The sequence below is a fragment of the Pantoea sp. 18069 genome (assembly GCF_902706035.1).
Lineage (GTDB): Bacteria > Pseudomonadota > Gammaproteobacteria > Burkholderiales > Burkholderiaceae_C > Comamonas.
In genome coordinates this window covers 158,792-177,247 of record NZ_CACSJA010000007.1, presented here as the reverse complement: position 1 = coordinate 177,247, position 18,456 = coordinate 158,792, and the positions used below count along the sequence as shown (strand labels likewise).

Genomic DNA, 18,456 nt, shown 5'->3' with positions numbered 1-18,456 from the left:
AGCTGGGCGCGGCCATTGGCGCCTCGCGCGCCGCTGTGGACGCAGGCTACGCCGCCAATGATCTGCAGGTCGGCCAGACCGGCAAGATCGTTGCGCCCCAGCTGTATATCGCGGCCGGCATCTCGGGGGCGATCCAGCATCTGGCCGGCATGAAGGACTCCAAGGTGATCGTCGCGATCAACAAGGACCCCGAAGCGCCTATCTTCAGCGTGGCCGACTACGGCCTCGAAGCCGACCTGTTCAACGCCGTGCCGGAACTGGCCGGCGCAGTCTGAACGGGCAAGGCTTCACAACGCCTCTCCCGGACCCGCCGGATCTGGAGACAAGAGAGGCGCCTCATTCGCGGCAACAACAGCAGAAAGATAAAACTATGTCGTCATCGACTTCACGCCGTTCCTTCCTTCATTGCGCGGCTGCGGGCACCGCCCTCGCATCCGCACCCGCCTGGGCCCAGTCCGGGGCGGCGCCGTCGGGCTGGCCGAACAAGCCCGTGCGCATCGTCGTGCCGTACACGGCCGGTGGTTTCACCGACCAGATGGCGCGCATGCTGCAGGTCGGCCTGCAAAAGGCGCTGGGCCAGTCCATCGTCATCGAGAACAAGCCCGGTGCCAACAGCATCATCGGCGTCGACCAGCTCGCCAAGTCCGCGCCCGACGGCCTGACGTTCGGCGTGGTGATTCCCGCGTTCACGGCCAACACCACGCTCTACGACAAGCTGCCTTACAACCCTACCAAGGACATCGTCGGCGTTTCGCTGATGGGAACGTCGCCGCTGGTCGCCGCAGTGTCGCTCGACGCGCCTTTCAAGACCGCGCAGGAGCTCGTTGCCTATGCGCGTGCCAACCCCGGAAAAGTGAGCTTTGCGTCCTCGGGCAGCGGCTCCAGCGCCCACCTGACGACCGAGCTGCTCAAGCTGCTGACCAAGACCGACATGGTGCATGTGCCCTACAAGGGCGCTTCGCCGGCCCTGGTGGATCTGATGGGTGGCCAGGTGCCGCTGTTTCTCGACCCGCCGCCGAACCTGATCCAGCCCGCGAAGACCGGCCGCATCCGGCTGATCGGCGTGGCCAGCGAAAAGCGCATTCCGTCGCTGCCCGATGTGCCGACCTTCATCGAGCAAGGCATTGACGGACTCGTGGGCAGCACCTGGGCGGCGGTGGTCGCGCCCGCGGGCGTGCCGCGCGAAATCCTGCAGCGCATGTCGGCCGAAGTGCGCAAGATCCTCTACAGCGCGGAAGGGCAGGCGCGTCTCGAAGCCATGGGCACCGTGGCCGAAGGCTCGACGCCAGAGGAGTGCGACCGCTTCATCGCCGCCGAGACCCAGAAGTGGGGCCGCGTGATCCGCGACGCCAAAGTGACGCTTTGATGCGGTGAAGCAGCGCCATGCCAGCGCGGCGTGGCGCTGCTGCCGGCCAGCGCCGGCAAACCCGCAGCGCGGTTTTCGGGGGTAAACCAATACACGGGCGACATTTCGTGCATATGCCACCGTGTTTTCGCACGCCTGCGCAATGAATTTTCTCAATGCTGCCAGTGGGAGCCCGGGATTAATGCCGGTGCTCCCCTGGAAACCGCTTTGCATTCGAAAAAATATGGGGATATCTATCCAGCATGGATTTTTGGAAGAAAAATTCTATGTCCATGGGGATATAAAAACAAGCTGGCACGCTGTGTAATGTATACAAATTGAATTAGAAGTTACTAATTCTGTTGATTTCGCCGGATTTTGGTGTTCAGAGAATGCAATAGCCAGGGTGAATTCTATAGCTACTGCTCCGCAAGAGCGGCTGGCGCATGGATGGTCCTGGGCTTTTCCTTGAAGTCCAGGAAAGAATATCCGACCTGAGACTTCTTCAGTGGCGTATTTGGATTTTCAATCACAAAGCCATACCAATGGCAGGGGAGGAAGCCATGCAATTCTGGAGAAATCTATCGGTCAAAGCCAAGCTTGTCGGCACCTTTGGTCTGTTGATTGCCTTGATCATCGGTATCACGGTGTATTCCATTCAGATGATGAAGGATGACAGCGCGCAATTCAGCAACTATGTCCAAGGCATACAGGCGCGCGCCGACGCGGCCAACAAGGTGCGACACGCGGTGGACCAGCGCGCGATTGCCGCGCGCAATCTGGTGCTGGTGACTTCGCCGCAGGACCTGGCCCAGGAGAAAGCCATTGTCGAGCAGGCCGTGGGCGATGTGCGCAAGTATCTGGCCGAACTCCAGGCTCTTGCGGCCAGGCCCGGCGTACACCCCGAAGTGCGCGCCAAGGTCGACGGCATCACCCGCATCGAAAGCGAATACGAGCCGGTTGCCATGTCCATCGTGGCCATGGCGCTGGGCGACCAGCGCGAAGCCGCGGTGGAGAAAATGAATGCCGAGTGCCGTCCCCTGCTGGCCGCGCTGATGCGCGCCACCGACGATTACAGTGCATTCACCGCCGGGCGCTCGCAGGCCATGATCCAGGAGGCGCAGGCCGCCACCGAGCAGCGGCAACTGGTGCTGATCGCAGGCGGCGCGCTGGTCGTGGCGCTGGCCTGCTGGGCCGCGGCGCTGATCGTGCGCGCCATCGTGCGGCCCTTGAACCAGGCCGTGGAACTGATCGATGAAATCGCGCAGGGCGACATCAGCCGCCGCATCACGGTCGACACCCAGGACGAGTTCGGCCGTTTGCTGCTGGCGCTCGCGCGCATGCAGCAGAGTCTGGTGTCGCTGGTCTCGTCCGTGCGCCAGGGCGCCGAAGGCGTGTCGACGGCCAGTGCAGAGATCGCCCAGGGCAATATGGACCTGTCGGCGCGCACCGAAAGCCAGGCCAGCGCGCTCGAGCAGACCGCTTCGTCGATGGAGGAGCTGGGCACGACCGTGCGCCAGAACGCCGACAACGCCGGCCAGGCCAACCAGCTTGCCAAGAACGCGAGCGGCGTGGCGCAGCAGGGCGGGCAGGTCGTCGAGCAGGTGGTGGTGACCATGCGCGGCATCAGCGACTCGAGCAAGCGGATTGCCGAAATCATCAACGTCATCGACGGCATTGCCTTTCAGACCAATATCCTGGCCTTGAATGCCGCGGTGGAAGCGGCGCGTGCGGGCGAGCAGGGCCGGGGTTTTGCCGTGGTGGCCAGCGAAGTGCGCTCGCTCGCGGGGCGCAGCGCCGAGGCGGCCAAGGAAATCAAGCAGTTGATCGAGGACAGCGTGCAGCGTGTGGCCGCGGGCTCGCAGCTTGCCGATCGCGCCGGCAGCACGATGAACGATGTGGTGAGCAGCATTCGCCGCGTGACCGACATCGTTGGCGAGATCAGCGCGGCCAGCGCCGAGCAAAGCGCGGGCGTGGGCCAGGTCGGCGAAGCCGTGACCAACATCGACCAGGCAACGCAGCAGAACGCGGCGCTGGTCGAGCAGATGACGGCGGCCGCAAGCAGCCTCAACGCCCAGGCCCAGGAGCTCGTGCGTTCGGTCAGCATTTTCAAGCTGTCTGCGGCCGATGGGACGGCCGGCGCGGTGGTGGACGCCGAGCCTGTCGCTGCACGGCCTGCGCCGGCGCGGCCGGCACCGTCCCGGCCTGTCGCCCGCCGGCCCCAGCCGGCGCGCATGCCTGCACCCCTGGTTGCCAGGACGGCCTCCGATGGAAGCTGGGAATCCTTCTGATGCCGGGCGGCTAAAGTAGGGCCATGAGCACACTCCACGCACGAATCGCCGCCAGCTTTGGCGCCCAGGGCCTGATGCAGACACTGGGCGCGACACTGTCCCTGGTCGAGGAAGGGGAGGTGCATATCGAGCTGCCCTTCTCTGCACATCTTTCCCAGCAGCACGGCTATGTGCATGCAGGCGCGGTCACCAGCGTGGTCGACAGCGCCTGCGGCTACGCGGCCTTGACCCGCGCCGCGCCCGGGCAGGAAATCGTCACGGCCGAATTCAAGATCAATTTCCTGCGCCCGGCGCTGGGCGAGCGCTTTGTGGCCGTCGGCCAGGTGCAAAGCGCGGGCAAGCTGCTGACGGTCTGTACCGGCGAAGTGCGCGCCTTTCGCGCGGGCGAAGCCGGCTACAAGATCGTGGCAATGATGCAGGCCACCATGGTCAGCGTCGCCGCCGCGCGCTGAGCCGCGCGCTTCAGCGCGACAGCAGCGCCAGGGTCTGCTCGGCGAGTTCGCGTGTCAAGGCACCCGCGCCGCGCTCGCGGCCCAGCGGTGCGGCCTGGCCGGCCCACAGCGACATGAAATCCCCCGAGCCCTGCGCCTCGGCCGCGGCGCGCAGCGGCGTGAGCGCGCCACCGGCGAGCGGAAACGCCGGCGCGAGCGCCGACAGCGGGCCGACTTCGCGCATCAGCCGGTTGACGATGCCGCGCGCGGGACGGCCCGTGAACAGGTTGGTCAGCGCCGTGGTTTCGGCGGCCGGGCTGCGCAAGGCCGCGCGGTGGGCCGGCGCGACCTTGGCTTCGGGCGTGAACAGATAGGCTGTGCCCAGCTGCACGGCCGAGGCGCCGAGCATGAATGCCGCCGCGATGCCGCGCGCGTCCATGATGCCGCCGGCCGCGATCACCGGCAGCTTCACCGCATCGACGACCTGGGGCACGAGGGCGAAGGTGCCCAACTGGCTGTAGACCTCGTCCTGCAGGAACACGCCGCGGTGACCGCCGGCTTCCGCGCCCTGGGCGATGATGGCATCGACGCCATGCGCTTCAAGCCAGCGCGCTTCGGCGACCGTGGTCGCCGACGACAGCACCTTGGCGCCCGTGGCCTTGACGCGTGCCAGCAGGTCCGCGGCAGGCAGGCCGAAATGAAAGCTCACCACGGCGGGCCGCAGTTCCTCGACGAGCTCGCACATCGCCGCGTCGAAAGGGTTGCGGCTGGAGACCGGCACCGGCATTTCGGGGTCCAGGCCGAGCTCGAGGTAGTAGGGGCGCAGCCGCGCGCGCCAGGCCGCCTCGCGCGAGGCATCGGGCGCCTGGGGCGTATGGCAAAAGAAGTTGAGGTTCAGCGGCGCGGCGGTCTGCGCGCGAATCAGGGCGACTTCGCTGCGCACCTGCGCGGCGCCGAGCATCGCGCAGGGCAGCGCCGCCAGGCCGCCGGCCTGGCCCACGGCAATCGCCATTTCATGCAGGCAGGGGCCGGCCATGGGCGCCTGCAGGATGGGAAGTTGAATGTTGAAGAGATCGGGTATGCGGGTGTCGGGCCAGGAGGGCATGGTGGGCTCTATCAGGAGTGAAGCCCTGATGATGCCGCGTTTTGCGCTGCCGGGAAATGGGCCGGGCCCGGCCGGCTCAGCCCCAGTTCTCGAGCACCACCTTGCCGCGCGACTTGCCCGATTCGATCAGCGCATGGGCGCGCTGCAGGTTGTGGGCGTTGATGCTGCCAAAGCGCTCGGCCAGCGTGCTGCGCACCAGGCCGGCGTCGACCAACGCGGCGACTTCGTTCAACAGCCGGTGCTGGCCGATCATGTCGTCGGTGCCGAACAGCGCGCGCGTGAACATCAGCTCCCAGTGCACGGAAACGGATTTGCGCTTGAACAGGGTGATGTCCAGCGACTTGGGGTCGTCGATCAGGCCGAACTTGCCCTGCGGCGCGATGGCCTCGACGATCTGCGCGAAGTGCGCCTCGGTCTGCGTCAGGCTGACGATGTAGTCCACTGCCGGAAAACCTATGCGCCGCAGTTCCGCAGCAATCGGCTGGCTGTGGTCTATCACATGGTGGGCGCCAAGTTCTTTCACCCAGGCCTGCGTTTCGGGACGCGAAGCCGTGCCTATGACCGTGAGGCTGGTCAGCCGCGTGGCGAGTTGCGTGAGGATGGAGCCCACGCCACCCGAGGCACCTATGATCAGCAGCGTCTTGCCGCCGGGCTGCTTGCCCGGCGCAACGCCCAGCCGGTCGAACAGCATTTCCCAGGCGGTGATCGTGGTCAGCGGCAGCGCGGCGGCCTGCGCGAAATCCAGTGATTTCGGCGCATGGCCCACGATGCGCTCGTCGACCAGATGCAGTTCGCTGTTGGTGCCGGGCCGCGCGATCGAGCCCGCGTACCAGACGCGGTCGCCGGGCTGGAACAGCGTGACGTCGGGGCCCACGGCCTGGACGATGCCGCTCGCGTCCCAGCCCAGCACCTTGAATTCCTGGCCGTCTGCAGGACCCGCGCTGTTGCGCACCTTGGTGTCGACGGGGTTGACCGATACCGCCTTGACTTCGACCAGCAGGTCGCGGCCCGTGGCCACGGGATCGGGCAGCGTGATGTCGATCAGCGCATCGGGCTCGGTGATGGTCTGGGGAGTGCGGTAGCCAATGGCTTTCATGGTCGGACTTTCAAGAGTTGAAGAAAGGGCAGGCCGCCGCGCCCACGGCAAGCGGCCGTAGGGCGTCGCTGCCGGGAAGAAGCGAATGCCTGCATGTTCGCGCTTTTGCACTCGGTGAAAAAGAGGCCTTGCCTTGAAACCAGCTGCAAAAATTATTTGAAGATAGCAGGGCGTTTTGGGAGAGCTTCTTCAAGGATCATTCAAGTAATTTTTTAAAATCAAGCGCATTTCGTTCAGAATCCGGCAATGAAAGCGCTCAGCGACCTCGATATCTTTGTGCGTACCGCGGACAACGGCAGCCTGTCGGCGACGGCGCGCGCGCTCGACCTCACGCCTGCGGCAGCGAGCGCGGCACTCAAGCGACTGGAGCTGGAGCTCGGCGTGCAGCTGTTTCTGCGCTCCACGCGCAGCCTGCGGCTCACACCGCACGGCGAGCAGTTTCTCGCGCAATGCCGCCCGGCCCTGGTCGCGCTGCAGCAGGCCGGCGCGCAACTGGCCCAGGGCGAGCAGGCGTTGAAAGGCGTTCTGAAGCTGTCCGCGCCATCGGATCTGGGCCGCAACGTGCTGCTTCCCTGGCTCAACGAATTCCAGGAGCTGTATCCTGGGGTTGACATACGGCTGCAGCTGTCGGACCGCATGGCCAATGTCTACAGCGACCCGGTGGATGCGGCGTTTCGCTATGGCAAGCCGCCTGACTCCAGCCTCGTGGCCTTGCCGCTGGCGCCGTCGAATCGCCGCGTGCTGTGCGCTGCGCCGGCCTATCTCGCGCGGCATGGCGCGCCGGCTACGCCACACGCGCTGGGCGGCCATGCCTGCCTGTGCTTCATGCTGGGGGAGGAAGTCAATGACCGATGGTGCTTCGCGCTGGCCGGTGCACCGGCGATCAGCGTGCGCGTCAAGAGCGCCAATGTCGCCAACGACGGCGATGCCGTGCGGCGCTGGGCGCTGCTGGGCAAGGGCATTTGCTACAAGTCGGGCCTGGACGTCACCAGCGATCTGGCCCAGGGCCGGCTGCAGGCGCTGTGCACCGACTGGACGACCGAGGCCGTGCCCTTGTTTCTCGTCGTTCCTGGCCGGCGCCAGCTGACGCCGCTGGTGCGGCGCCTGCACGAGTTCATCGCGCAGCGCTGCGCGCAACGGCTCTCAGGCCCCGCAGAAACGGCGGCGTAGGCGCCCTCAGGCGTCGTCTCCCTTGAAGCGCCTGAGCCCCTTGAAGACCAGCGGCGCGACCAGGGCCAGCAGCGCGAGCGCGAGCAGCGTCGCGGAGCCGCCATGCTTGAAGAACACAAGGCCGTCGCCCAGGCTGATCTGCAGCGCCCGCCGGAACTGGCTTTCGGCCATGGGGCCCAGGATCAGGCCGACGATCATGGGCGCGACGGGGTAGTCCCAGCAGCGCATCAGATAGCCGCAGATGCCAAAGGTGACGAGCATGATCAGCTCGACCGTCGACGGGTTCGCGGCCAGCGTGCCCATCACGGCGAAGACCAGGATGCCCGCGTAAAGCCAGGGCTGGGGCACCTTGAGCAGGCGCACCCACAGGCCCACGAGCGGCAGGTTCAGCACCAGCAGCATCAGATTGCCGACGAAGAAGCTCGCGATCAGGCCCCAGACCAGGTCGGCGTTGGTGATGAACAGCAGCGGCCCGGGCACCAGGCCGTATTGCTGGAAGCCCGCAAGCATCATCGCCGCCGTGGCCGAAGTCGGCAGGCCCAGGGCGAGCAAGGGCACCAGCGTTCCCGTGGCCGCGGCATTGTTCGCGGCTTCGGGGCCGGCCACGCCCTCGATCGCACCCTTGCCGAATTCCTCGGGCTTGACGGCGAGCCGGCGCTCCAGCGTGTACGACAGCAGCGTGGGCACTTCGGCGCCGCCCGCGGGCAGCGCGCCTATGGGAAAGCCCAGGCCTATGCCGCGCAGCCAGGGCTTCCAGGAACGCTTCCAGTCTTCCTTGGTCATCCACAGCGAGCCGCGCACGGCCTCGATCTTTTCTTGCACGCCGGTGAAGCGCGAAGCGATGAACAGCGTCTCGCCCATCGCGAACAGGCCCACGGCCAGCGTCGTGATCGACACGCCGTCGAGCAGCGAGGGCACGCCGAACGCCAGGCGCGACTGCCCGGTCAGCTTGTCGATGCCGATCAGGCCCAGCACCAGGCCCAGCGCCAGGCTGGTGATGCCGCGCAGCACCGAGTTGCCAAACGTCGCCGACACGGTGATGAAGGCCAGCACCATCAGGGCGAAGTAGTCCCAGGGTCCGAACTGCACGGCGAGTTCGACCAGCCAGGGCGCGAGCACCGAAATGCCAATTGTGGCGATCAGCCCGGCGACAAAGGAGCCGATGGCGGCCGTGGCCAGCGCAGGCCCGCCGCGGCCCGCCTTGGCCATCTTGTGGCCTTCAATGGCCGTGGCGATCGACGAGGCCTCGCCCGGCGTGTTGAGCAGAATGGCCGTGGTCGAGCTGCCATACATGCCGCCGAAGTAGATGCCGGCAAACATGATGATGGAGCCCGTGGGGTCGAGCTTGAAGGTAATGGGCAGCAGCAGCGCCACGGTCAGCGACGGGCTGATGCCCGGCAGGATGCCGACCAGCGTGCCCAGCAGCACGCCCACGCCCGCGAACAGCAGGTTGCCCGGCTGTATCGCGATCAGCAGGCCCTGGGCCAGGAGAGAGATGACTTCCATGTTCTTCTTTCAGCCCAGCAGCAGGCGCTCAAGCGGCCCGGCCGGCAGTGACAGTGACAACGCCTTGGTGAAAAACGCATAGACTAGCGCCGCTAGCACCAGGCCAATGGCCGGCGAACGGCTGCGCAGCGGCTGGCCGAAGGCGCGCGCGGTCGCGGCAAACAGCCAGGTCGCGCCGATGACGAAACCGGCGCCGACCTGCAGCACCACGATCATCCCGATCAGGCCGCCGAGCACCCAGCCGAGCGCTGCGCGATTGGTGGCCGGTGCAGTCTCGGCGTTGGCCTTTGGGGCAGGGCGTGCGCGCAGGGCCGCGATCGCATGGGCCAGGCCCAGCACGATCAGCAGCCCGACGACAATGCGCATCATGGCCGTAGGGCCCACGCCCACGGCCTGCGCGGGCGCCATGGTCGTGATATCCCAGGCAATCACGGCGGCCAGGCCAAACAGCAGCGCGGCGACCGTCGCCAGCGCCTGCCGGCCCGGGCCGGTGGTGGACGGCTCGCTCATTTCACCAGCCCGATCGAGGTCAGCACGTCCTTGACGCGCTGCTGGTCGGCCTTGAGGAAGGCGGCAAACGCATCGGCGTCGAGGTAGGCGTCATCCCAGCCGCGGGCCTTGGCGATCTTGGCCCACTCGGGCGATTTCAGCGCCTTGGTCACGGTCGCGGCCAGCGCCGATTTCTGCGCCGCGCTGATGCCCGGGCCGGCAACGATACCGCGCCAGTTGACGAGTTCCACGTCCATGCCCTGCTCCTTGAGCGTGGGCACTGCCACGCCCTCGATGCGTTGGGCCGTGGACACGCCCAGCGCGCGCAGCTTGCCGGCCTTGATCATGCTTTCGAACTCGTTGTAGCCCGACACGCCGGCCGTCACGCGCCCGCCCAGCATTTCGGCCAGCGCTTCGCCGCCGCCCGAGAACGGCACATAGTTGAGCTTGGCCGCATCGCCGCCGGCCTGCTTGGCGACCAGCCCGGCAAGGATATGGTCGGCGCCGCCGGCCGAGCCGCCGGCCCAGACCACGCGCGAGGTATCGGCCTTGACGGCCGCAGCCAGGTCCTTGAGGGTCTTGTGCGGCGAGTTCGCTGGAACGACGACGACCAGCGGATCGCCGGTCATACGCGCGATCGGCGTGACCGCGTCCAGCCCCACGGGCGCCTTGTTGGTCAGCACCGCGCCGACCATGGTGATGCCCATGACCATCAACTGGCTGCCGTCGCCCTTGGCGTTGTTGGCGAACTGCGCCAGGCCCACGGTGCCTCCCGCGCCGGGAACGTTGACGACCTGGACGTTCCTGGCCGTGCCCGTGGCCGTGAGCACCTGCTGCAGCGAGCGCGCGGCGCTGTCCCAGCCGCCGCCCGGGCCCGCAGGCGCGATGATCTTGAGGTCCTGCGGCGCTTGCGCCAAGGAGGGCAGGGCGGTGGCGCCCAGTGTCAGCGCCAGGGCGGCGGAGGCCAGCAGGCTGCGGCGGTGGGAAGTGAAGGGGTGGGTCATCGTTGCCTCCTGGGTTGGTTGCTGTTTATTCGTTGACGATGCGCGCGTACTTGGCGGTCTCGGTCTGGATGAACGCGCGGAATTCCGTGGGCGACAAGGGCATGGGCTCGCCGCCTTGCTCGCGCAGGCGCTGGACCAGGTCGGGGTCGCGCAGCGCGGCCGTCACGGCGGCGTTGAGTTTTTCCAGCACGGCGGGCGGCGTCTTCGCCGGCGCGAACAGGCCGAACCAGTTGTCGAGGTCATAGGCGGCGGCGGGCGCGAACTCGGCGATGGCCGCAATCTCGGGCGCAAAGCCCGCGCGCCTGGCCGACGTCACGGCCAGCGCCTTGACGCGGCCGCCCTTGATGAACGGCGTGGCGCCGGCCAGGCTCACGAAAGTGATGTCGACATTGCCCGAAGCGACATCGACCAGCTGGTTGGCCGCGCCCTTGTAGGGCACATGCTGCATCTTGATGCCGGTGAGCATCTGCAGCAGTTCGCCGTTGAGGTGCTGGGGATTGCCTACGCCGCTGGTGGCGTAGGTCAACTTGCCCGGGTTCTTCTGCGCATGGGCGACGAGTTCGGCGACGTTCTTCGCGGGAAAGCCCGGGTGGGCGACCAGCACATTGGGCACGCGCGTGATGGCCGTGATCGGCGCGAGGTCGCGCTGCGGCACGTACTGCATCTTTTCCTTGAAGATCAAGGGATTGATCGCGGTCTCGCCGGCCGAGCCCAGCAGCAGCGTGTAGCCATCGGGGTTGGCCTTGGCGACCACGCCCGCGCCGAGCATGCCGCTGGCGCCCGGCTTGTTGTCGACGACCACCGACTGCCTGAGCGACACGCGCAGCTTGTCGGCCAGCAGCCGGGCCATGGTGTCTACGCCGCCGCCGGCGGAAAACGGCACGACGATGGTGAGGGTACGGGCGGGATAGTCCTGGGCGAGCGCGCCCAGGGGCAGGCCGGCCAGGGCCAGGGCAGAGCAAAGAAGTGCGCGGCGAGATGTGGTGTGCATGGGGTGTCCTGCGTTCAGAAGTGGGGTGGGAAAGGGGCGGTGGTGCGCGGGCTCAGCGCGAGAACACCATGCAGACCGGGCTGGCGCAGCGCACGCTGGCGCCCGTGGGCTGCAGCCGTCCGGAGGCGGCATCGATGGCAAAGCTGACGATGGAGTCGCTGTCTTCATTGAGCGCAAACAGCAGGCGGGCGTCGGGGCTGGTGGTCACAAAGCGCGGTGTCCTGCCCATGCTGGACACGGACTCGACGCTGGCCAGCGCGCCCGTCGCGGCATCGATGTGGAACACCGCCATGCAGTCCGCGCCGCGGTTCGAGGCATAGAGAAAGCGCCCGCTGGCGTCGATCTGGATCTCGGCCGCGCGGCTGTTGCCGGTGAAGTGCTCGGGCAGGGCCGGGACGATCTGAAAAGGCGTGAGTGCGCCCGAGTCCGCATCGAAACGGTAGGCCGTGACCGTGGAGTCGAGCTCGTTGACCACATAGGCCCATGCCTGGCACGGATGGAAGGCCAGGTGGCGTGGCCCCGCGGCTTCGCGTGTCGGTGTGAACGGCTGGGCCGCAGGAGTGAGGCGCCCCTGCTCGAAACGGAACATGAACACCCGGTCCAGCCCCTTGTCCGCGACGGCGACGAAACGTCCGCCGGGATCGAACGGGTTGCAATGCGGCTTGGCCTGCCTTTGCTCGACGCGGTGCGGCCCTAGCGGGCCATTGAGCGCGACCTGCTGCAGCAGACCGCCGAGCGCGCCGTCTTCGTCGATGGCCAGCACGCTCAGGCTCGCGCCCAGGTGGTTGGACACCACGAGGTAGCGGCCCGAAGGGTCGAGCGCGAGATGCACGGGGTTGTGGCCCTGCGTGTCCTGGCGGTTGAGAAACGTCAGGCGGCCGCTTGCGCGATCGACGCGAAATGCACTGACTTCGCTCGCGTCGCCATGCACGGTGTAGAGGCACTGGCCGTCATGGCCCATGGCCAGGAACGAAGGGTTGACCAGCCCGCCGACGACATCGACCAGGCGCAGCGCGCCGCTGCGCGTATCGACCTCGAAGATGCTGATGCCGTCGCCTCGTGCCTGGCGTTCGCGGGTGGTTCGGCTGCCTACATAGGCGTACATGGAAAGTCCTCGGGTTGGCTGCGGCGCAGACATAAGGGTTTGCGCTTGATTGCATTTTATGAATACAAAATGCAAAATAAGTCCTATGGAAAACACTGATACGCCACCGTTGCTGCACCTTGCGATTGCCAACCGCCGCTATTGCGCGGTCGATCTGAAAGCCCTGTGCGGGGAAAAATGGACGCAGCTGCCCGTGGTGCTGCGGCTGCTGCTGGAGAACGCCGCGCGCAATATGGCGGGCGCCGAGCGCACGGCTGCCATCGCGGCGCTGCTGGCCTGGACCGATACCGCGAGCAGCGCCGCCGAAATCGCGTTCCAGCCCGGGCGCGTGCTGATGCACGACACCACCAGCACGCCGGCGTTGGTCGATCTCGCGGCCATGCGCAGCACGCTGGCCGAAGCCGGAGTCGATCCCACGGTGCTCAACTCCAGCCTGCCGGTCGATGTGTCCATAGACCATTCGCTGGCCGTCGAAGCGTTTGCGCGTGCGGACGCACCCGAGCACAACATGGCCTTCGAGATACGGCGCAATGCCGAGCGCTATGCGTTCCTGCGCTGGGCCTCGCAGGTGCTGCGTGGCGTGCGCATCCATGCGCCGGGCACGGGCATCATGCACACCATCAACCTCGAGCAGCTCGCGACCGTGGTCACGACGCAGGAGCGTGAAGGTGCGACCTGGCTGGTGCCCGACATGATGATAGGCACCGACAGCCACACGCCCATGGTCAATGGCATTGGCGTGCTGGGCTGGGGCGTGGGCGGGCTCGAAGCGCAGACGGTGATGTTCGGCATGCCGACCATGCTGCGCATTCCCGACGTCATCGGCGTGCGCCTCACGGGGCGGCTTGCGGCCGGCGTGCTCGCGACCGATCTGGCGCTGGCCGTGACCCAGCGCCTGCGCGCGATCGGCGTGTCGGGCGAATTCGTGGAGTTTTACGGCACTGGCGTGGCCACGCTCACGGCCGGTGACCGCTGCGTGGTGGCGAACATGGCGCCCGAATACGGCGCGACCACGGGATTTTTCCCCGTGGACCAGCAGACGCTGGACTACCTCGCGGCGACGGGGCGCTCGGCGCAGCAGATCGCGCAGGTCGCGGCCCTGACCCAGGCCACAGGCCTGTGGTTCGACCCCGCGGCCGAGCCCACTTATACGCGCGCCATCCATATCGATCTGGACACCGTTGCCATGCATGTCGCGGGCCCGCGCCGGCCCCAGGATTTGCTGGGCTTTGGCGAGACGCGCAGCGCGCTTGCGGCGCTGGCCTTCCAGCCGGCCGTGGCCGATGCGCAGATGCCGCGCCACCCGGTGGCGATTGCCGCGATCACCAGCTGCACCAACACGTCGGACCCGCGCCTGCTGATCGCCGCCGGTCTGGTGGCGCGCAAGGCGCGCGCGCTCGGGCTCAAGGCCGCGCCCTGGGTCAAGACCTCGCTGGGCCCGGGCTCGCCCGCGGCCGCGGCCTATCTCGAGCGCGCAGGCCTGACCGACGACCTAGCGGCCGTGGGCTTCGATATCGTCGGCTACGGCTGCACGACCTGCATTGGCAACTCGGGCCAGCTGCCCGCGCAGATACAGGAAGCGATGGGCCGGCAGTCGATTTTTCCCGTGGCCGCGCTGTCGGGCAACCGCAACTTTCCGGGCCGGGTCCACCCCGACCTCGAGCTGGGCTTTCTGATGTCGCCGCCGCTGGTCGTGGCGTTTGCGCTCGCCGGCGATGCCGAGCGCGATCTGCGCATCGATGCCGTGCAGACCACGCCCGAGGGTCGGCCTGTGTTCTTGAACGAGCTCTGGCCGTCGCCGCAGGAAATCGATGCCGCGCTTGCGCGCTCGCAGGACCCGCATGACTACCGGCGCAGTTTCGCCATTGCCGCCGCCAACCCGCTGTGGCATGCGCTCGACGCGCCGCAGTCGGCGCTGTACCCCTGGAACCCGGCGTCGACGGCCTTGCGCCGCCCGCCGTTTGCGCAGCTGTCCGAAGGCAGCTTGCTGGGCCGCTACCAGGCCTATGCGCTGCTCGTGGTCGGCGACGACATCACCACCGACCATATTTCGCCGGCCAGCGCGATTCCGCCGGACAGCCTGGTCGCGAATTTCCTCGTGGAGCGCGGCGACGACAGAGGTGACCTCAATGTGTTCGCCTCGCGCCGCGGCAACTGGGAAGTGATGGTGCGCGCGGCCTTCCACAGCAAGACGCTCAGGAACCTGCTCGCGCCCCAGGCGCCGGTCGCGCATACGGTGCACCAGCCCAGTGGCGAGATCCTTCCTTTATGGGATGCGGCCCAGCGCTACCGCGCCGCGGGCGCGTCGGTGGTGCTGGTCGCGGGCGAACGCTATGGCACGGGCTCGTCGCGCGACTGGGCGGCCAAGGGCCAGCGGCTGCTGGGCATACGCGCGGTGCTGGCCAACAGCTTCGAGCGCATCCACCGCTCGAACCTGATCGGCATGGGCATTCTGCCGCTGCGCATGCCCGCGGGCGTGACGCCGTTCACGTTGGCGCTGCAGCCCGGCGACCGCATCGAAATCGACGCCCAGTCCGAGGCCATTGCGCCGCGCAGTGCGGTCAAGGTCTGGATTCGGCGTGCCGATGGCCGCAGCGAAGCGCTGGCGGCGACGGCTGCCGTCGAGACCCAGCTCGAAGTCGCGCTGCTGCGCGCCGGCGGCGTCATTCCCTCGACCTTGCAGCAGATGCTCGCAAGGCACGGCCCCGCGCAGGCGACGAAAAATGCAGCATGAGGCGGCCGGGGAGGTGAGAATCCTATCCATGTGGCCAGAGCAATCCCTTCCTTCGCAAATCCTGCAACTTCTCCAGACCGACGCCATGCCCGCGGGCAGCCATCTGCCCGCGCAGTCGCTGGCCGACCGGCTGCGCGTCTCGCGCTCCCCCGTCAACGACGCGCTGTCGCTGCTTGCCGACAAGGGCGTGCTGCGGCGCCAGCCCAATCGCGGCTACTTCCTGGTCGAGGCGATTGCCGATGAAAGCATAGACGCGCTGGCCGCGCGGCTGAGGCTCGAAGCCGCGGACGCGGTCTCGGCCGTGTATTTCCGGATCGCCGACGACCGCCTGCGTGGGCAGCTGCCCGACGCGTTCTCCGAAGCGCTGATACGCCAGCGCTATGGCTTGACGCCCGCGCAGCTCAACGCCGTGCTGGGCCGCATCGCCAACGAAGGCTGGGCCGAGAAGAAGCCGGGCTATGGCTGGGAGTTCTCGTCGATGCTGACCACGGCCGACAGCCTGCTGCAGTCGTATCGCCTGCGCCTGGCGCTCGAGCCCGCGGCCCTGCTCGAGCCCGGCTACCAGCTGTCGCCCGCGGCGATCGCGCGCTGCCGTGCCGCCGAGCAGCATCTGCTGGGTGGCGGCATCGCCACCGACACCGCCGACCAGCTGCACGACCGCGGCGTGCGCTTTCACGAAACGCTGGTCGAAGGCTCGGGCAATGCGTTCTTCATCGACACCATACGGCGCGTGAACCGCGTGCGCCGCCTGCTGTCCTACCGCTCCATGCAGGAGCGCAGCCGCTACAAGGAGCACTGCGAGCAGCACCTGCACCTGCTCGACCTGCTCGAGCGCGGCCGTAACGAAGAAGCGTCGCAGGCCATGCACGCGCATCTGTCGAGCACGCTGCGCAACCTGAAAAAAATCAGCAACATTCTCACCACCTGAGTCCACCGCGACTCCATTCACCCATGACCATCGCTGCCGCCGTCATCCAGGCCTTCACACCCACGGGCGTTCTGCGCGCTTCCATCAACCTGGGCAATCCCATCCTGGCCCATGCCGACGCGGCGACGGGCGCGCCCGGCGGCGTGTCCGTCGATCTGGCGCGCGCCTTTGCCCAGCGGCTGGGCGTGGCACTTGAACTCGTGGTGTTCGACGCCGCGGGCAAGTCGGTGGACGCCGTGGGCAACGAGCAGGCCGACATCGGCTTTTTTGCCATCGATCCGCTGCGCGGCGCGCACATCGCGTTCACCGCGCCCTATGTGCTGATCGAAGGCAGCTACCTGGTGCGCGAAGACTCGCCGTTGCAGCACAACGACCAGGTCGACGCCAGCGGTCTGCGCGTGGTGGTCGGCAAGGGCAGCGCCTACGACCTCTATCTCTCGCGCGAACTCAAGAACGCGCAGATCCTGCGCGCGCCCACCTCGCCCACGGTGGTGCAGACTTTCCTCGATGCCCACGCCGATGTCGCCGCAGGCGTCAAGCAGCAGCTCGAAGCCGACAGCCGTGCGCGCGCCGGCCTGCGCCTGCTGCCCGGGCGCTTCATGGTGATCCAGCAGGCCATGGGCAGCCCCAAGTCGCGCGGCCCCGAAGCGGCCCAGGTCCTGCGCGGCTTTGTCGAGGAGATGAAGGCCAGCGGCTTTGTCGCGCAGGCGCTCAAGCGCCACGGCATCGAAGGCGCGGGCGTCGCGCCGGCAGCGCACTGAGGGGCTTGGCAGGCAGCTGTCGGGCCCAAACCGGGTGCGTTATTACTGAAAGTCAGCAGCGCCAGCAGCAGCAAGGCCGCGGACTGCAACGTTTGCGTGCCCCGAAATGCCCATCACCACGGACTTGCCCGTGAACAGGCCGATGAACAGCACTGCGCGCAGGGGCAGAGCTTCCGGCCTGATGAAGTCCCCATGGGGGCAGCGAATTATCCAAGATACAGAATGTCTGGCGTGTACATGGCTGCTGCTGAACCTGTCAGGGTCACGTTATCCATGTGGGAATCAGATGCCAGCGGGCACAATTGCACAAGCGAATCCCCATCCATTGGGGGGTATTCGTCGAATGAATATTCCGGAGGGATGTGACGGAAATTCAGTGCATTGGGAGTCGGTGAGAAATGCAGGATTTCGTTTTTCTCATAAGGATATTCTATCTTCAAGAATTTGGTGGTTTCTTTTTCTTCTGGCAGAAGATTTCTATTGCCTGCAGCGTCGCTCTCTTCAAGGAGCTTGTCTATTTTTCTCTCGATCAGGAGGTTTATGGAATCGCTGCAATCCGATTTGTAATCTGGAATTTTGTTGTTGATCAAGTGGTTGAAGATTTTTCTTGCTGCGGGTGGGTCTAGTTCCAGTTTTGGATTGCTTATGAACTTGTTGATTATTTTGAAGCCGATGTGGTATTCGCTCTGCGGGGATTCTTGTGGTTCATCTGCTTCCCCGTCTTCCTCATCTTCCTCTTCGAGATGGCTGTCGACGTGGTCAGCCCAGTCGATCGCGGTCTTGAACAATGCATCAATCATTGAGCATCCATTGTGAGGAATATTTACATCCAGATCCTGGCGCTGGAGAAATTTGCCCACGAGATTTATAGCGTGGAAATGGTCGTGGAAATCGCCTTCAATGTCGGTGGTGGCGCGCAGGGCTTGTGACAACGCCGTCCCGGAGCAGTGGGGGCTCCAGTTGATGCCAACCTCTCTGTCGTTGACATCCAGCAAGGTTTGTATGAGATTTTCATCATCAGGTGATTTCAAGAGCTCGGCAAGAAGACTGTATTCTACTTTTCCTTCATTAGGGAAGACGAGTTGGGCATTTGGGTTCTTGATGTATGCATTCAAGATGGAAGCGGGTGGGAGTTGGGAGTGTAGGTTAATCAGTGCAGGAAGTCCGTCGAAATTCTGATTCAAATTCGTATTTTTGTGGTTGATGATTTCAATGGCGACTTTTTCTTTTTCTTGATTGACTTTGTCTGCGGATGAATAATCAGTGGCGTAATTGAATGCATTTTTTCCTGTTTTATCACCGATGTTGCTGTCTATATCTTCGCGCTTCAGCAGCGCGGAAGCAATTGCATATCTTTCATCGTGAACAGCGATACTCAATGCAGTTCTTTTCAGTGCGCCGCATGTTTCATTTATTGCCAACTCCCAGCCACTCTCGAGCAGAACATTGACCATGTCCAGTCTGCCGGCCATCACCGCAGCTGCCAAGGGCGTAAAGCCC

The 18,456-nt window shown here is 65.9% G+C and carries 15 protein-coding genes and 1 pseudogene; 8 read left to right on the top strand and 8 right to left on the bottom strand.

What is annotated here, in order from left to right; all coding sequences use genetic code 11:
- The 4 genes from GVL12_RS08360 to GVL12_RS08345 all read left to right on the top strand — a co-directional run.
- On the top strand, positions 1–275 hold a 275-nt coding region (locus GVL12_RS08360), incomplete at its 5' end, for an FAD-binding protein (protein ID WP_200843591.1).
- A 95-nt stretch (positions 276–370) separates the two neighbouring features.
- On the top strand, positions 371–1,366 hold the full coding sequence (locus tag GVL12_RS08355) for a tripartite tricarboxylate transporter substrate binding protein (protein WP_159912757.1): 996 nt from the start codon (positions 371–373) through the stop codon (positions 1,364–1,366).
- Positions 1,367–1,908: 542 nt separating this feature from the next.
- Positions 1,909–3,636 (top strand): methyl-accepting chemotaxis protein, encoded by a 1,728-nt coding sequence (locus GVL12_RS08350; RefSeq protein ID WP_159912755.1) that lies wholly within the window; start codon positions 1,909–1,911, stop codon positions 3,634–3,636.
- Between the two features lie 23 nt (positions 3,637–3,659).
- Positions 3,660–4,088, top strand: a complete 429-nt coding sequence (locus GVL12_RS08345) for a PaaI family thioesterase (RefSeq protein ID WP_159912753.1) — start codon at positions 3,660–3,662, stop codon at positions 4,086–4,088.
- 10 nt (positions 4,089–4,098) lie between these two features.
- Here the strand turns inward: GVL12_RS08345 and GVL12_RS08340 are convergent, their stop codons facing one another.
- Positions 4,099–5,172, bottom strand: coding sequence for a nitronate monooxygenase family protein (locus GVL12_RS08340; RefSeq protein WP_159912751.1), 1,074 nt, complete (start codon positions 5,170–5,172; stop codon positions 4,099–4,101).
- Positions 5,173–5,248: 76 nt separating this feature from the next.
- The gene (locus GVL12_RS08335) at positions 5,249–6,268 is read right to left on the bottom strand and encodes a zinc-binding alcohol dehydrogenase family protein (RefSeq protein ID WP_159912749.1); all 1,020 of its coding nucleotides are present in this window, start codon (positions 6,266–6,268) and stop codon (positions 5,249–5,251) included.
- Positions 6,269–6,514: 246 nt separating this feature from the next.
- Between GVL12_RS08335 and GVL12_RS08330 the strand changes: the two genes are divergently transcribed.
- Complete coding sequence (locus GVL12_RS08330) at positions 6,515–7,438, top strand: LysR family transcriptional regulator (protein WP_159912747.1); 924 nt, start codon at positions 6,515–6,517, stop codon at positions 7,436–7,438.
- Positions 7,439–7,444: 6 nt separating this feature from the next.
- On the opposite strand, the gene GVL12_RS08325 is transcribed toward GVL12_RS08330, so the two are convergent.
- The 5 genes from GVL12_RS08325 to GVL12_RS08305 are packed head-to-tail and all read right to left on the bottom strand — an operon-like array spanning position 7,445 to position 12,533.
- Positions 7,445–8,944 carry a tripartite tricarboxylate transporter permease gene (locus GVL12_RS08325; protein ID WP_159912745.1) on the bottom strand — a complete coding sequence of 500 codons (1,500 nt, stop codon included), beginning with the start codon at positions 8,942–8,944 and terminating at the stop codon, positions 7,445–7,447.
- 9 nt (positions 8,945–8,953) lie between these two features.
- On the bottom strand, positions 8,954–9,454 hold the full coding sequence (locus GVL12_RS08320; protein ID WP_159912743.1) for a tripartite tricarboxylate transporter TctB family protein: 501 nt from the start codon (positions 9,452–9,454) through the stop codon (positions 8,954–8,956).
- Complete coding sequence (locus GVL12_RS08315; protein WP_159912741.1) at positions 9,451–10,437, bottom strand: tripartite tricarboxylate transporter substrate binding protein; 987 nt, start codon at positions 10,435–10,437, stop codon at positions 9,451–9,453. The genes GVL12_RS08320 and GVL12_RS08315 overlap by 4 nt, the downstream gene beginning before the upstream one ends.
- Before the next feature lie 25 nt (positions 10,438–10,462).
- Positions 10,463–11,428, bottom strand: coding sequence for a tripartite tricarboxylate transporter substrate binding protein (locus GVL12_RS08310; protein WP_159912739.1), 966 nt, complete (start codon positions 11,426–11,428; stop codon positions 10,463–10,465).
- A 52-nt stretch (positions 11,429–11,480) separates the two neighbouring features.
- A complete protein-coding gene (locus GVL12_RS08305; RefSeq protein WP_159912737.1) occupies positions 11,481–12,533 on the bottom strand; it encodes a lactonase family protein in 1,053 nt (350 codons plus the stop codon).
- Positions 12,534–12,618: 85 nt separating this feature from the next.
- Between GVL12_RS08305 and acnA the strand changes: the two genes are divergently transcribed.
- Genes acnA through GVL12_RS08290 form a run of 3 tightly spaced genes read left to right on the top strand, consistent with a single transcriptional unit; the run spans position 12,619 to position 16,956 of the window.
- A complete protein-coding gene (gene acnA, locus GVL12_RS08300; RefSeq protein WP_159912735.1) occupies positions 12,619–15,267 on the top strand; it encodes an aconitate hydratase AcnA in 2,649 nt (882 codons plus the stop codon).
- Positions 15,268–15,295: 28 nt separating this feature from the next.
- The gene (locus tag GVL12_RS08295; protein ID WP_159912733.1) at positions 15,296–16,195 is read left to right on the top strand and encodes a GntR family transcriptional regulator; all 900 of its coding nucleotides are present in this window, start codon (positions 15,296–15,298) and stop codon (positions 16,193–16,195) included.
- 23 nt (positions 16,196–16,218) lie between these two features.
- Entirely contained in the window at positions 16,219–16,956 is a 738-nt protein-coding gene (locus GVL12_RS08290) for an ABC transporter substrate-binding protein (RefSeq protein WP_159912731.1), read from the top strand.
- A 206-nt stretch (positions 16,957–17,162) separates the two neighbouring features.
- On the opposite strand, the pseudogene GVL12_RS08285 reads toward GVL12_RS08290, so the two are convergent.
- Positions 17,163–18,446, bottom strand: a pseudogene (locus GVL12_RS08285) (ankyrin repeat domain-containing protein); the annotation flags it as partial.
- Positions 18,447–18,456: the final 10 nt, after the last annotated feature.

Excerpts from the sequence above, each read along its gene's own strand:
- GVL12_RS08355 (WP_159912757.1), top strand. The coding sequence starts at position 371 with ATGTCGTCATCGACTTCACGCCGTTCCTTCCTTCATTGCGCGGCTGCG.
- GVL12_RS08350 (WP_159912755.1), top strand. The coding sequence starts at position 1,909 with ATGCAATTCTGGAGAAATCTATCGGTCAAAGCCAAGCTTGTCGGCACC.
- GVL12_RS08345 (WP_159912753.1), top strand. The coding sequence starts at position 3,660 with ATGAGCACACTCCACGCACGAATCGCCGCCAGCTTTGGCGCCCAGGGC.
- GVL12_RS08340 (WP_159912751.1), bottom strand. The coding sequence starts at position 5,172 with ATGCCCTCCTGGCCCGACACCCGCATACCCGATCTCTTCAACATTCAA.
- GVL12_RS08335 (WP_159912749.1), bottom strand. The coding sequence starts at position 6,268 with ATGAAAGCCATTGGCTACCGCACTCCCCAGACCATCACCGAGCCCGAT.
- GVL12_RS08330 (WP_159912747.1), top strand. The coding sequence starts at position 6,515 with ATGAAAGCGCTCAGCGACCTCGATATCTTTGTGCGTACCGCGGACAAC.
- GVL12_RS08325 (WP_159912745.1), bottom strand. The coding sequence starts at position 8,944 with ATGGAAGTCATCTCTCTCCTGGCCCAGGGCCTGCTGATCGCGATACAG.
- GVL12_RS08320 (WP_159912743.1), bottom strand. The coding sequence starts at position 9,454 with ATGAGCGAGCCGTCCACCACCGGCCCGGGCCGGCAGGCGCTGGCGACG.
- GVL12_RS08315 (WP_159912741.1), bottom strand. The coding sequence starts at position 10,437 with ATGACCCACCCCTTCACTTCCCACCGCCGCAGCCTGCTGGCCTCCGCC.
- GVL12_RS08310 (WP_159912739.1), bottom strand. The coding sequence starts at position 11,428 with ATGCACACCACATCTCGCCGCGCACTTCTTTGCTCTGCCCTGGCCCTG.
- GVL12_RS08305 (WP_159912737.1), bottom strand. The coding sequence starts at position 12,533 with ATGTACGCCTATGTAGGCAGCCGAACCACCCGCGAACGCCAGGCACGA.
- acnA (WP_159912735.1), top strand. The coding sequence starts at position 12,619 with ATGGAAAACACTGATACGCCACCGTTGCTGCACCTTGCGATTGCCAAC.
- GVL12_RS08295 (WP_159912733.1), top strand. The coding sequence starts at position 15,296 with ATGTGGCCAGAGCAATCCCTTCCTTCGCAAATCCTGCAACTTCTCCAG.
- GVL12_RS08290 (WP_159912731.1), top strand. The coding sequence starts at position 16,219 with ATGACCATCGCTGCCGCCGTCATCCAGGCCTTCACACCCACGGGCGTT.